Raw genomic sequence first — 12,734 nt, 5'->3', positions numbered from 1 at the left:
GATCGGGGGGCCGCATGGATCCCGCATCCGGGCCGGCGGGCGGCGCTCAGAAGGCGTCGGACGACACGACCTCGCCCCCCTTGGACGTGCTGATCGCCCGCCACGTGTTGATGTTGATCGTGTTCTTGACGAACTTGACGCTACCGTCACAGAACACGGAGTTCACCCCGCCCGGGTGGCGGCTCCGCGAGGCGAACATGGCCGGCTCCGTGGCCGTCGGCGTGCCGGTGCACGGGGGGTTGTTCTGGAAGGGGTACTTGCAATAGTTCGGCGTGTAGATGACGTCGGGCCGGGGGCTGTTCGGGGCGAGGAAGGCCTCGAAGGCGGCGGCGTCCCCCCACATGACGAACCCGCGGAGGTCGACCCCCTGGGCCTGGATCACCTCGCTCAGCATCATCGTGTTGCTGGTCCCGTCGGTGACCGAGGCGATCGTCGATACGCCGACCTGGGAGGTCGTCCCCTTCATGATGTCGGAGAACGGGGCGCCGCCGAAGGTGTAATCGATGCCGCCGACGGAGATGGTCTGCTGGATCTGGCCGGTGTTGCCGAAGTTCACCGCATAATTATACGAGTGCACCCCGCCGGACGGGGCATTGGGCGTGTCGCTGGGGCAGGTGTAGGCCATGATCCGGCTGCGGGCCACCGTGGAATTGCCCACGCCGCTGTAGCGGAAGATGTCCGTCGCGGCGTTGGTCGGGTCGCCGACGAAATTCCAGGCGTTGTACGAGTTCGACTGTTCCATGTAGGGGAGGACGAACACCGTCCAGGTCCCGAAGCAACACCCCTTCTTGCCGGGGGCGAACGAGCTGTTGGTGCTCTCGTAGTTGTGCATGGCCAGGCCGATCTGCTTCAGGTTGTTGATGCACTGCGAGCGCCGGGCGGCCTCGCGCGCGGCCTGGACGGCCGGCAGGAGAAGGGCGATCAGCACCGCGATGATGGCGATGACGACCAGCAGTTCGATGAGCGTGAAGCCGCGTCGAGGGCGGTTCGACATGGGATCGACTCCGATGGGGATGGGATGAGGCGAGGACGGGACGGGGCGAAGGGCTGGTGGTCGGCGGCCCGGGACGGCCTATTTCTTGGAGTCGAGCGCGAAGTCGATGGCGTTCGACTCGCCCGCCTTGATCTCGGCCGTCAGGGTCGTCTGGACGTTGTATTTCTTGGGGATGCGATCCGGCTTCGGCTTCGGCACCTCGCCCGGTGGCGGGGGTTCCGCCTCCTCGACCGTGGGCTCCACGGACGAGATGGCCACCTTGTACGAGCCGGCGACCGGGCCGCGATCCGTGCCGAATTCGTAGGCCCCGGCCTTGATCGGGCCCGACGTCCCCCCCTGGGAATTCGGGTCGGTCGAGATGAACTGGATCACCGCGGAGTCGAGCGGCTGGCCATCCAGGGTGACCTTCCCCGAGACGGCCTCCCGGTCCAGCGAGTCGCCGGATTCGTCCGTGGTACAACCGGCCAACGCCAGGCAGACGGCGATGGTCGCGCCGAGCCGCAGCCCGCGAACATCAGTGTGTCGCAACGCGCAGTGCCCTCCTGTGCAGCGGATTATCGATCCGAAGGTCGCAGACGAGGGCCCCCAGGGATTGGGGGCCCGGCGTGCCGATGGGGATCCGGAGACGGGGCGATCGTGCCCCTCAATGCCATTACTGGCAAAATCCCGGACCAGGCTCCTCAAAACTGCTCTCGTGGGCGATCCCTGTCAAGTCCCCACGTATTCACCCCCCGATTTCGTAGGGTCGAGGGCGAATCTGCCGCCCGCTCCGGAGGCAGTACAGATGTTTTACAGGGCTTTTCCCGGAATTCGATCGAGGATCTGTCAGCGAATGCTGACGATCCATGCGGTCATGCCCGGAACAGCCGTGTCATCCCACGGAGGCGCGACCGGGTTTGGGCCGGGGTCGAGCGTCGAGCCCGGTAGGGCCGGGCCGGATTGAAGATCGTCGGCCGATCGGCGATCCTGGTCGGACCTCTCGCCGCCCGCCCCGCCCCCGACGAGTGCCCACCGATGCATGAACCGATCCCGACCGATGCGACCGCTACCCACCCCACCCGGCGGGCGATCCTCCGGGGGTTGTTGGCCCTGGGGTTGGGCACGGCCACGTTCCGCCGCGCCCTGGCCGCCCGCGCCGCCGACGAGGGCCGGGTGACGCCCGAGATGATCCGCCAGGCCGAGTGGATCTCCGGGCTCGAACTCTCCGACGAGGAGCGGGACCAGGCGGCCAAGGATGTCCGGAATTCGCTCGCCCGGTTCGAGGCGCTCCGCAAGGTCGAGGTCGGCTACGACGTCGCGCCCTGCCTGGCGTTCGTCCCCGACCCGGGCGCGGCCGCCCCGTCCGCCCCGGTCCGCCGCAACCAGGCGGTCGCGGCCGAGGGGCATGCGCCGAAGCGGCCCGACTCCGACGAGGAACTGGCCTTCCTGCCCGTCAGCGAATTGTCGGCCCTGATCCGCGACCGGCAGGTCAGTTCGGTCGAGTTGACCAGGCTCTACCTGGCCCGGCTCGAACGGTTCGACCCGCTGCTCAAGTGCGTCGTGACGCTGACGCCCGACCTGGCCATCAAACAGGCGGAGCGGGCCGACCGCGAGATCGCGGCGGGCCATTATCGGGGGCCGTTGCACGGCATCCCCTGGGGGGCCAAGGACCTGATCAGCTACCCAGGATACCCGACCACCTGGGGGGCGACCCCGTTCAAGGACCGGACCATCGACGTGAAGGCCACGGTGGCCGCCCGGCTGGAGGAGGCCGGCGCGGTGATGGTGGCCAAGCTGACCCTGGGCGCCCTGGCGATGGGGGACGTGTGGCACGGCGGCAAGACCCGCAGCCCCTGGGACCCGCGCCGGGGGTCGAGCGGGTCGTCGGCGGGGTCGGCGTCGGCGGTGGCGGCGGGGCTGGTCGGGTTCGCCATCGGCAGCGAGACCCTGGGCAGCATCGTCTCGCCGTGCCGGGCGTGCGGGGCCTCGGGCCTCCGGCCCACCTACGGCCGGGTCAGCCGCCACGGCTGCATGACCCTGTCGTGGTCGATGGACAAGCTCGGGCCGATCGCCCGGTCCATCGAGGATTGTGCCCTCATCCTGGACGCGATCCACGGCGCCGACGGCCTGGACGCGTCGGCCGTCGACCGCCCGTTCGCCTGGCCTTCGCCGAGGACGGTCCGCGGCCTGAAGGTCGGCTACATCGAGGACGAGAAGCGGCCCGCGGCCGACCGCGAGGAGTTGCGGGCCCTGCGCGACCTCGGGGCCGAGGTCGTCCCGATCGCCCTGCCCGCCGACCTGCCCGCGTCGGCCGTCTCGCTGATGCTCGGCGTGGAGGCCGCCGCCGTGTTCGACCCGCTGACCCGGGCGCACGTGTCCGAGGGTCTGAACAGCTGGCCGGGCTCATTCCGCCAGGCCCAGTTCGTCCCGGCCGTGGAGTACCTCCGGGCCTCGCGGGTGCGGACGCTCCTGATGAGGAAGATGGCCGACCTGATGGAGACGGTGGATGCCTACGTCCACTCCGGCCAGGACCTGACCATCACCAACCTCACCGGGCACCCGACCGCCGTCTTCCCCGGCCCGCTCCGCGACCGCGACGGCCGCGAGGCCCCGGATTCGATCGCCGTCACCGGCCGGCTCTACGACGAGACGACCCTGCTGGCCGTGGCCGACGCCATCCAGCGCGCCGGCGGCCACCACCTCAAACGCCCTCCCCTGGAGCGTTATCTCGCCGAGGACGCGCCGAAGCCCGAGGAGGAGGCCCGGCCCTGATCGACGCCCGGCGGGATCCCGGATAGGCTGGAGGGATGGGGAGGACGCCCGAGATCATCGGGCGACTCCCCCCGGGACGATCCGGCAGGGAGGTCGCCATGGCGGAATCGATCAGCGTCTTCGACATCTTCAAGATCGGCGTCGGGCCGTCCAGCTCGCACACGATGGGGCCGTGGCGGGCCGCGCAGCGGTTCCTGGCCTCGTGCCGGGACCGGGGGCGGTTCGACGCGATCGCGCGGGTCCAGGTCGACCTCTACGGGTCGCTGGCCAAGACCGGCAAGGGCCACGGCACCGACATCGCCGTGCTGATGGGGCTGGCGGGCGAGGACCCGGTGACCTGCGACCCGGAGCAAATCCACCCCGAGGTCGAGGCGATCCGCACCGGCCGCGAGTTGAAGCTGGACGGCGTCCGGCCGATCCGGTTCGACCCGGAGACCGACCTGCTGTTCCACCGCAAGGTCACGATGCCGGGGCATCCCAACACGGTCCGGTTCCTGGCCGAGATGGGGGACGGATCGACATTCGAGGAGACGTACTACTCGGTGGGCGGCGGGTTCGTGGTCCGCGAGGGCGGGCCGGACTCGGCCGCGCAGGAGGTCGCGCTGCCGATGCCGATCGCCACCGCCGAGGACCTGCTCCGCCACGTCCGGGAGCATGGCCTGTCGATCCCCGAGGTGGTCCGGGCCAACGAACGGGCCTGGCGCGACGACGCCGCGATCTCCGACGGGCTGGCCCGGATCTGGGATGCGATGCTCCGGTGCGTGGTCCGGGGGTGCCGGATCGGCGGGACCCTGCCCGGCGGGCTGAACGTGACCCGGCGGGCGTCGGCGATGAGCCGGTCGTTGCTGGGCGGGCGCGAGATGCCCGAGGACCCGGCCGAGGCGCTGGCCGCGATCCGGTCCGGGGGCCGGTCGTTCGGCGAGGTGATGCGCTGGGTGTCGTGCTTCGCCCTGGCCGTGAACGAGGAGAACGCCGCGTTCGGCCGGGTGGTCACCGCCCCCACCAACGGCGCCGCCGGGGTGATCCCCAGCGTGCTGATGTACCGGGTCGCCTTCGTCGAGGGGGGGCCGGAACTGGTCGAGGACTTCCTCCTCACGGCCGGCGAGATCGGCAGCCTTTTCAAGAAGGGGGCGACCATCTCGGCCGCGATGGGGGGCTGCCAGGCCGAGATCGGCGTGTCCAGCGCCATGGCCGCCGCCGGGCTGTGCCAGACCTCGGGCGGGTCGGCCGCCCAGGTCATGATGGCCGCGGAGATCGCCATGGAGCACCACCTGGGCCTGACCTGCGACCCGATCGGCGGGCTGGTCCAGGTCCCGTGCATCGAGCGCAACGCGATGGGGGCGCTCAAGGCGATCGCCGCCAGCGACCTCGCCCTGGGGGGCGACCCCGCCAAGGCCCGCGTCTCGCTGGACGCCGTGATCCGGTCGATGTGGGCCACCGCCCAGGACATGAGCACCAAGTACAAGGAGACGTCCGAGGGGGGCCTCGCGGTCCAGGTCCCCGTCAGCCTCGCCGAATGCTGAAATCTCCCCGCGCCCAGGGTTGACAGATTGGGCTGGACATCGCGGGGCGTGTCGGAGATCCTGGGCGCGGCCCCTGGGACGAGGATGTCCCCCGGCCCGGACTTCGAAGTCCGACCCGATCCACACCATCGATCCGGGCCGCGCTCGGCCCGGGGCACCCCGGATGACCGGACCCCGTCATGGATGACAACCGTTCGCGCAGGAACACCCACGGGGCGGACGTCCTCCGGGGCGTCGCCATCCTGATGGTGGTCGGCTATCACGCCGCCTTCAGCTCGCTGTTCGGCATCTCCTTCCCCTGGGCGGGGATGGCCCGCGACTTCGGCCCGTCGCCGAGCCCGACGACCCTGGCGTTCTACCCCCTCAGCCTGGGCTGGGCCGGGGTGTCGCTGTTCTTCGTCCTCAGCGGGTTCTGCATCCACTTCTCGACCCTCCGGGCGGGCGAGACGCGATGGGGCCACTTCTTCTGGCGGCGGTTCTGGCGGATCTACCCGGCCTATTTCCTGGCGCTGGTCGCGTTCGCCTGCCTGGGCAAGCTCGACCTCGGCACGGCCGACGGGTCGAAGCAATTCCTGACCCACGCGTTGTTCCTGCACAACGTCAGCGAACAGACCCTGTTCGGGATCAACCCGTCGTTCTGGAGCATCGCGGCCGAGGTCCAGCTCTACCTCCTGTTCCCGGCGTTCCTGGCGATCCGCTCGCGGTTCGGGACCAAGGGGGCGCTGGTCGTGGCCTTCCTGATCGGGTGCGCCTGGCGGGGGATCGCGGTCGCCGCCTGGGGGCTGCCCGATCACGTCATCTCGGCCGTGTTCGCCTCGCCCCTGACGTGCTGGTTCGACTGGATCCTCGGGGCCTACGTCGCCGAGCGATTCTTCGCCGACCGGCCCGCGTTCCGGTCCCCCGGCGCCTGGCTGGCCGTGCTGGTCCCGGCGTTCGTGGCGAGCACCCTCTACCGGCCGGCCACCCTGTTCAGCTTCACCCTGGCGGCGGGCATCGCGGCGGTGGTCCTCGATGCGGCCCTCCGGCGCGAGTGGCGGAGATCGTCCCTGGCCGGACCGCTGGGCTCGATCGGGCTGGTCAGCTATTCCCTCTACCTCTGGCACCAGCCCCTGGTCGTGCCATTGAAGCGGGCCCTCGATGCCCGGGTGGGATCCCCCCTGGCCTGGGTCGGCCTGGCCTCGGCCCTGCTGCTCGGCTCCTGGATCTCGTACCACCTGTTCGAGAAGAGCGGCGTCCGGCTGGGCGAGACGCTCTGGAAGAGGCGCCCGCGGGTGGTCCCGATCGAGGCGCGGATGGCGGCGACGGCCTGAGCGATCGATCTGGTTCGACGGCCCGGAAACGAAGAAGGCCACGCGGGATGATGCCCGCGTGGCCTGTTTTATTGCCGGCGCGACTCAGGGCTTGGACGGGCCGAAGATGCCGTCCAGGGCCTTCTCGCCCAGGTCGTCGACCGCCTTGCTCACCCCTTCGCGGGCCGCCTTGGCCTTGCGGCGGGCCTTGGCCTTGGCCTCCTCGACCGAGCTGCGGGCCTCGTCCTTGACGCGATCGGCGGCATCCTGGACGCGGCCCTTGGCCGTGTCGGCGGCCCGGCGCAGCTCGTCCTTGGCCTCGCCGAGGACGCTGGTGGCGCCGTCCTTGACCTCGCCGTAAGCACTCGTCGCGCCCCCCTTGACCTCCTCGACCACCGCGGTGGCCTGGTCGCGGACGCCGCCGGAGATGCCCTCGACCTTCTCCTTCGCGTCGGTGGCGGCCTGGGCGACGCTGGCCTTGATCTGGCCGGCCTCGTGCTCGACGCCCTGCCGGATCTCGCCGGCGCCCCGCTCAAGGTCTTCCTTGATCTCGCCGGCACGCCGCTCGGCGGCCAGCCCGGCCCGGCGGATCGCCTCGTCGGACTCGACCGGCGCCAGGGGCTCGATCTCCGCGGCGACCTGGGCCGGGGCCGGGGCCGGGGCCGAGACGGGCTCGGCGTCCCTCGGGGCGGCGGTCGCGACCGGCGTGGCCGAGGCGGGGACCGGGGCCTCCTCGGAGCATCCGAACGGGGCCGCGGCCAGGGCGATCGAGGCGAGGGCGAGGCGAGGGCGAAGGCGCTTCATCATCCATGACTCCGGTGGTGTGATCCCCGCGGGACGGCCGGACCGTTGGCCCCGGCCCCGAGGGCGCGGCCATCATACGGGCTCTGCCCGGCCCGGCAAGGCGGATTTGGCCGCCGCCGGAGGCCTTCCGAATTCACGCCGTGGAGGCCGGCTCGAAGGGCTCGTCGCGGTGGGCGGGGACGGAGGGGGCCAGGGGGAGGTGGATGGTGAAGGTGGTGCCCCGGCCGGGGGCGGTGGCGACCTCGATGGTGCCGCCGTGCTCCTGGATGATCCCGTAGCTGATCGAGAGGCCCAGGCCGGTCCCCTTGCCGATCGGCTTGGTGGTGAAGAACGGGTCGAAGATCCGGCCGCGGATGGCGGGGTCGATGCCGGGCCCGGTGTCCGAGACCGCGATGGCCACGGCGTCGGCTTCGGGCCACGAGCGGATCGAGACGGTCCCGCCCGCCGGGCTGGCGTCCACGGCGTTGCTCAGGAGGTTCATCACCACCTGGTTGATCTTGGCCGGGTGGCAGGCGACCGGGGGGAGGGGCCGGAGGTCGACCTCCAGGGCCACGTCGTCGCGGCGGGCGTTGCCCCGGATGATCGTGATCGTGGTCCGGATGCCGTCGTTGAGGTCGGCCTCCTTGATGTCCCCCTCGTCGAGCCGGGCGAACAGGCGGAGGTCCTTGACCACCTGCTCGATCCGCGAGAGGCCGTCGCGCGACCGGGCCAGCAGGCCGGGGAGGTTCTCCAGGGTGTAGTCGATGTCCACCCGGTCGCGGAACTCGCGGATCCGGGCCAGCAGGTCGGGGGCCTCGCGGGCCAGCAGGGGCGTCGCCTCCTCGTGGAGCGCCACCAGGGCATTGAGGTCGGCGATGTCGCGGTCGAGCACGGCCACGTTGTTGATCACGAAGGCCAGCGGGTTGTTGATCTCGTGGGCCACGCCCGCGACCATCTGCCCCAGGCCGGCGAGCTTCTCCGACTGGACCAACCGGCTCTGGGCCAGCTTCAGCTCGTCGTGGGCCTCGCGCTCGGAGGCGACGGCCGCTTCGAGGCGGCGGTTCTGCTCGGAGAGCAGCCCCTCGGCGACCTTCCTGGCGTTGATGTCGGTGTGCGACCCGGCCATGCGATACGGGCGTCCGTCGCCGTCGCGGAGGGCGACCCCCCGGGTCAGGATCCAGCGATAGGTCCCGTCCCGGTGGCGGAGCCGGATCTCCTGCTCGTACTCGTCGCATTGCCCTTCCAGGTAGCACCGGATCGTCTCCTGCGCCCGGCCGAGGTCGTCGGGATGGAGCAGGTCGAGGAACTGGGCATAGTCGTCGGACAGTTCGCCGTCCTCATAGCCGAGCATCTGCTTCCATCGGGGGGAGAAGTAGCTCTGGTTCGTCACGATGTCCCAGTCCCACAGGCCATCGCGCGAACCCCGGACGGCCACCGCGTAGCGTTCGCGGCTGACGCGCAAGGCTTCCTCGATCCGCACCCTGCCGGCGAACTCGCGGCGGATCAGGAGGTAGACCACCCCGAGCAGGCCGAGGACCACGATCACCAGGCCGGCATGGGCGGCGGCGACGAACTGGGTGCTCCGCTCGGACACCACGATCCGGTCGGCCAGGAGCTGGCGCTCGGCGGCCCGCATCTCGGCGACCAGGGCGCGGCAGCGGGCCATCCGGTCGCGGCCCTCGCCGGAGATGACCCGGCCGCGGGCCTGGCCATCGGCCTCGCCGGCCGTCGCGATCGCCCTTCGCATCAGGGCGATCCGCTCGCCGATCGCCGCGGCGAGGAGCCGGGCCCGCCTCGCCTGCTCGGGGTTGTCGGCGACCATCCGGGCCAGCACGGCCGCCCGGTCGATCGCCAGCGCGGCGGAGGTTTCGAAGTCGTCCAGGAACGCCCGGTCGCCGGCCAGGAGGTAGCCCCTCTGGTTGGTCTCGGCGTCGAGCGTCAGCGACAGCGTCTCTTCGAGCGAGGCCAGCGCCCCGAGGGTCTGGGCGACCAGCCGCCCGTCGGCGGCCAGCCGGGCGGTCGAGAGCTGCGCCAGGGCGGACATCGCCCCGAGCAGCGAGGTCGCCAGCAGGAAGCCGATCACCAGTTTCAGCCGCGTCGCGCGTGTCATCGCCGGGGTCCCGCCGGGCCGATTCGTCGGGGATCATCCTACCACAACCGTGGGGGCAGCGAGGCCGCTCAGGCCCCGAGATAGCGGGCGAACAGCGAGCGGGTGCGCACCGCCAGCCTCGCGGCGTCGGCCCGGATCGAGGCGCCGGCCTCGGCCGGGTCGGGCCGATCATAGCCGAGGTGGCGGGCCAGGCGGGCCAGGTCGTCGACGTTCTCGGGCCAGTCGCCGGCGGCCCGGTTGTGGACGACCCGGAGCCGGGCCTCCACCGTGCGGAGGAACTCGTAGGCCTCCAGCAGGTCGCGGCCGTCGTCGGGGGCCAGGCGGCCGGCCCGGGTCAGGGCGTCCAGGGCCTCCCACACGTTGGCGCGGGCCGGGCCGTCCTCGGCGGCGTGGACCAGCTGGAGGTACTGGGCCAGGAACTCGATGTCGGCCAGCCCGCCCGGCCCGCGCTTCAGGTCGTTGGGCCCGCGCGATTCCTCCAGCTTCCGCCGCATCGCCACGACCTCGCGGGCCAGCGCGTCCGGGTCGGTCGGGATGACCTGCGCCTCGCGGATCGCCCGGGTCACGGCCCGGCCGAACCCGCCCCGGGCGTGGATGACGCGGGCGCGGGTCAGGGCCAGCCGCTCCCAGGGCTGGGCGCGATCCCGGAGGTAGTCGGCCAGCATGTGCAGCGGGACGGACAGCGGCCCCGCGTTGCCGTAGGGGCGGAGCCGGGCGTCGGCCGCGTAGATCCGCCCGGTCTCCGGCGGGGCGGTCAGCATCCGCAGGACCCGGCGGGCGGCGTCGCCGTAGAACTGCTCGATCGGCACCGACTCACGCCCCGGCCCGCCGTCGGTCCGGCCTTCCCCCTCGTGGACGAAGATCAGGTCGAGGTCGCTGTGGTAGTTCAGCTCGCGCCCGCCCAGCTTCCCCAGGGCGATCACCGCCCAGTTGGCGCGGCGGCCGTCGGCCTGGCGGCGGGGGATGCCGTACTTCTTGACCTTCATCCGCCAGGCGGCGCGGGCGATCTGGTCCACGACCGCCTCGGCCACGTCGGCCAGCTCGCGGGTCACGTCGCGGATCGGCTCGCGGCGGAGGATGTCGCGGGTGCCGATCCGGACCCACTCCTTGTTGCGGAACCCCAGGAGGATCGGCGCCAGTTCCTCGGCGTGCCGGCACAGCTCGGCCAGCTCCCAGCGGATCGCCGAGGCCGGCTGAGACCGGTCCACGACCAAGGAGTCCATCAGGTCGTCGATCATCCCCGGGTTGGTGATCAGGATCTCCGACAACAGCTGGCTGGTCGAGCAAAGCTCGACGTAGAGCCGGAGCGTCGGCGGGTTGACGTTGAACAGCTCCCAGAGCATCGCCTTCGCGCCCAGCGAGGCCGAGACCTTCTCCAGGTTGGTCAGCGCCATGTCCGGGTCCGGGGCGCGGCCCACCGCCTGGAGCAGCCGGGGGGCGATCCCGGCCAGGAAGTGGCGGCACCGGGCCCGCGACAGGAACGGGCTCTCCTCGCGCGACAGGGCCATCAGGTTGTGGTAGGCGGTCACCGGGTCGCGGAACGGATACCGGCCCAGCGCCGAGGCGATCAGGTCGGGGCCGGGGATCGGGTCCAGGACGAGGTCCACGGCCGGGTCGGCGGCCATCGCCCCGACGCCGTCCTCATCGCCCCCGCCGAGGAAGGCGTCGTGCATCAGGTGGTTGAGGATCGCCCGGTTCTGCTCGGTCTTGGAGCGGTAGTCGTTGAGGAACCGCTGGGCCGGGCCGGTGCGGTCTTCCCACACGCTGGCGGGCGGGTATCCGATCCGGATCGCCAGGACGCGCTGCTCCTCGCGGTCGCGGGGCATCTCGTGGGTCTGGCGGTCGAACATGGTCTGGAGCCGGTGCTCGACCCGGCGGAGGAAGCGGTAGGTGTCGACCATGATCCCGCGTTCCTCGGCGGTCAGGCAGCCGACGATCTCCAGCTTTGACAGGGCGACCAGGGTGTTGGCGTGGCGGACCTCGGGGAACTCGCCGCCGTGGAGGAGCTGGAGGAACTGGACCACGAACTCGACGTCGCGGATCCCCCCGCGCCCGGTCTTGACCTCGACCCCGGAGGTGCCGGCCGAGACGGTCCTCTGCTCGATCCGCCGCTTCATCGCCTTGATCTCGGCGATCTCGGCCGCCCCCAGGTAGCGGCGATAGACGAACGGGGTGATCGCGGCCAGGAAGTCGTCGCCGAGGTCGATGTCCCCGGCGATCGGACGGCACTTGATCAGCGCCTGGCGCTCCCAGGTCCGGCCGGTGTTCTGGTAGTAGCCCAGGGTCGACGCCAGCGACCGCGCCAGGGGGCCCTGGTCCCCCTCGGGGCGGAGCCGCATGTCGACCCGATAGGCCATGCCCAGCGCGGTGTGGTCGGACAGGGTGCGGACGATCTCCCCGCCCAGCCGGGCGAAGTACTCGGCGTGCGACAGGGGCCGGGGCCCGGCGGTCTGCCCCTCCACGTCATAGACGAAGATCAGGTCGATGTCCGAGCTGTAGTTCAGCTCCTCGCCGCCGAGCTTGCCCAGGGCCAGGACCACGAACCGGGCCGGCCGGCCGTCGCGGTCGACGGGCGTCCCGTGCTTCTCGTCGAGCAGGCGGCGGCCCAGGCGATACGCCCCCTCGACGCAGGCGTCGGCCAGGTGCGACAGGTCGAGCGTGACCAGTTCCAGGGGGAGGTCGCGGACGATGTCGTTGTAGCCGATCCGCAGCAATTCCCGGAGCCGGAACCGCCGCAGGGCGATCTTCCGGTCCTCGGCGGTCGGGGCCTCGATCAAACGCCCCCACAGCTCCTCGATCAGTTCCGACAGGTCGAGCCGCGGCGAGCCGGAGCGGAGCCAGTCGAGCAGGTCGGGGTCGCGGATCATCAGCTCGGTGAAGAACTGGCTGGTGCTGAACAGCTGGACGGCAATCTCCGAGGCGCGCGGGTTCGTCGCCAGCGACCGGAGCATCGCCTCGGGGTCGGGCGCCGCCGCGACGAACCGCTCCAGGTTGGTCAGCGCCATCCCCGGGTCGGGGCATCGCGGCAGGATCTCGTCGAGCTGCTCCGCCATCCGCGCGACCAGCCCGACCGGCAGCCCCCGCCGGACCAGGTCCCGGAGGTCGCGCAGCCCCCGCTCGGCATCCCGCACCCCCAGGCCCGACAGCCACAACCCCGCCATCTGCGGGTTCTCCAGCAGCGAGGAGAATCGCTCAGCGGTCGCGAACGGGAAGTTCGGCGGCATCGGGGAGTTTGCCTCGGGTAGAATCCGGGGCCCGTCGGGATGGGCAAGCTGGGCGGCTCG

The 12,734-nt window shown here is 71.5% G+C and carries 8 protein-coding genes; 3 read left to right on the top strand and 5 right to left on the bottom strand.

The genetic code is table 11. The annotated features are described in order from the left end of the window. Nucleotides 1-46 precede the first annotated feature (46 nt). Nucleotides 47-994, bottom strand: coding sequence for a DUF1559 domain-containing protein (locus tag TA3x_RS20230; RefSeq protein ID WP_435016480.1), 948 nt, complete (start codon nucleotides 992-994; stop codon nucleotides 47-49). A gap of 78 nt (nucleotides 995-1,072) precedes the next feature. Next, nucleotides 1,073-1,522, bottom strand: a complete 450-nt coding sequence (locus TA3x_RS20225) for a hypothetical protein (protein ID WP_435016479.1) — start codon at nucleotides 1,520-1,522, stop codon at nucleotides 1,073-1,075. A 486-nt stretch (nucleotides 1,523-2,008) separates the two neighbouring features. Between TA3x_RS20225 and TA3x_RS20220 the strand changes: the two genes are divergently transcribed. From TA3x_RS20220 to TA3x_RS20210, 3 genes are all read left to right on the top strand, one after another. Next, nucleotides 2,009-3,745, top strand: coding sequence for an amidase (locus TA3x_RS20220; RefSeq protein ID WP_435016478.1), 1,737 nt, complete (start codon nucleotides 2,009-2,011; stop codon nucleotides 3,743-3,745). Between the two features lie 98 nt (nucleotides 3,746-3,843). Beyond that, on the top strand, nucleotides 3,844-5,268 hold the full coding sequence (locus TA3x_RS20215) for an L-serine ammonia-lyase (RefSeq protein ID WP_435016477.1): 1,425 nt from the start codon (nucleotides 3,844-3,846) through the stop codon (nucleotides 5,266-5,268). Nucleotides 5,269-5,447: 179 nt separating this feature from the next. Beyond that, the gene (locus TA3x_RS20210; RefSeq protein ID WP_435016476.1) at nucleotides 5,448-6,578 is read left to right on the top strand and encodes an acyltransferase family protein; all 1,131 of its coding nucleotides are present in this window, start codon (nucleotides 5,448-5,450) and stop codon (nucleotides 6,576-6,578) included. 84 nt (nucleotides 6,579-6,662) lie between these two features. Here TA3x_RS20210 and TA3x_RS20205 read toward each other — a convergent pair whose 3' ends face one another. The 3 genes from TA3x_RS20205 to glnE all read right to left on the bottom strand — a co-directional run bounded on the left by TA3x_RS20205 (nucleotide 6,663) and on the right by glnE (nucleotide 12,674). Further along, complete coding sequence (locus tag TA3x_RS20205; protein WP_435016475.1) at nucleotides 6,663-7,364, bottom strand: hypothetical protein; 702 nt, start codon at nucleotides 7,362-7,364, stop codon at nucleotides 6,663-6,665. Between the two features lie 130 nt (nucleotides 7,365-7,494). Next, nucleotides 7,495-9,450 carry an ATP-binding protein gene (locus TA3x_RS20200; protein ID WP_435016474.1) on the bottom strand — a complete coding sequence of 652 codons (1,956 nt, stop codon included), beginning with the start codon at nucleotides 9,448-9,450 and terminating at the stop codon, nucleotides 7,495-7,497. A gap of 68 nt (nucleotides 9,451-9,518) precedes the next feature. Continuing rightward, entirely contained in the window at nucleotides 9,519-12,674 is a 3,156-nt protein-coding gene (gene glnE / locus TA3x_RS20195; protein WP_435016473.1) for a bifunctional [glutamate--ammonia ligase]-adenylyl-L-tyrosine phosphorylase/[glutamate--ammonia-ligase] adenylyltransferase, read from the bottom strand. Between the last annotated feature and the right edge of the window lie 60 nt (nucleotides 12,675-12,734).

It is taken from the genome of Tundrisphaera macrotermitis (assembly GCF_051175315.1).
In the GTDB taxonomy this organism is placed as follows: domain Bacteria; phylum Planctomycetota; class Planctomycetia; order Isosphaerales; family Isosphaeraceae; genus Tundrisphaera.
This window is presented reverse-complemented; position numbering and strand designations above follow the sequence as displayed.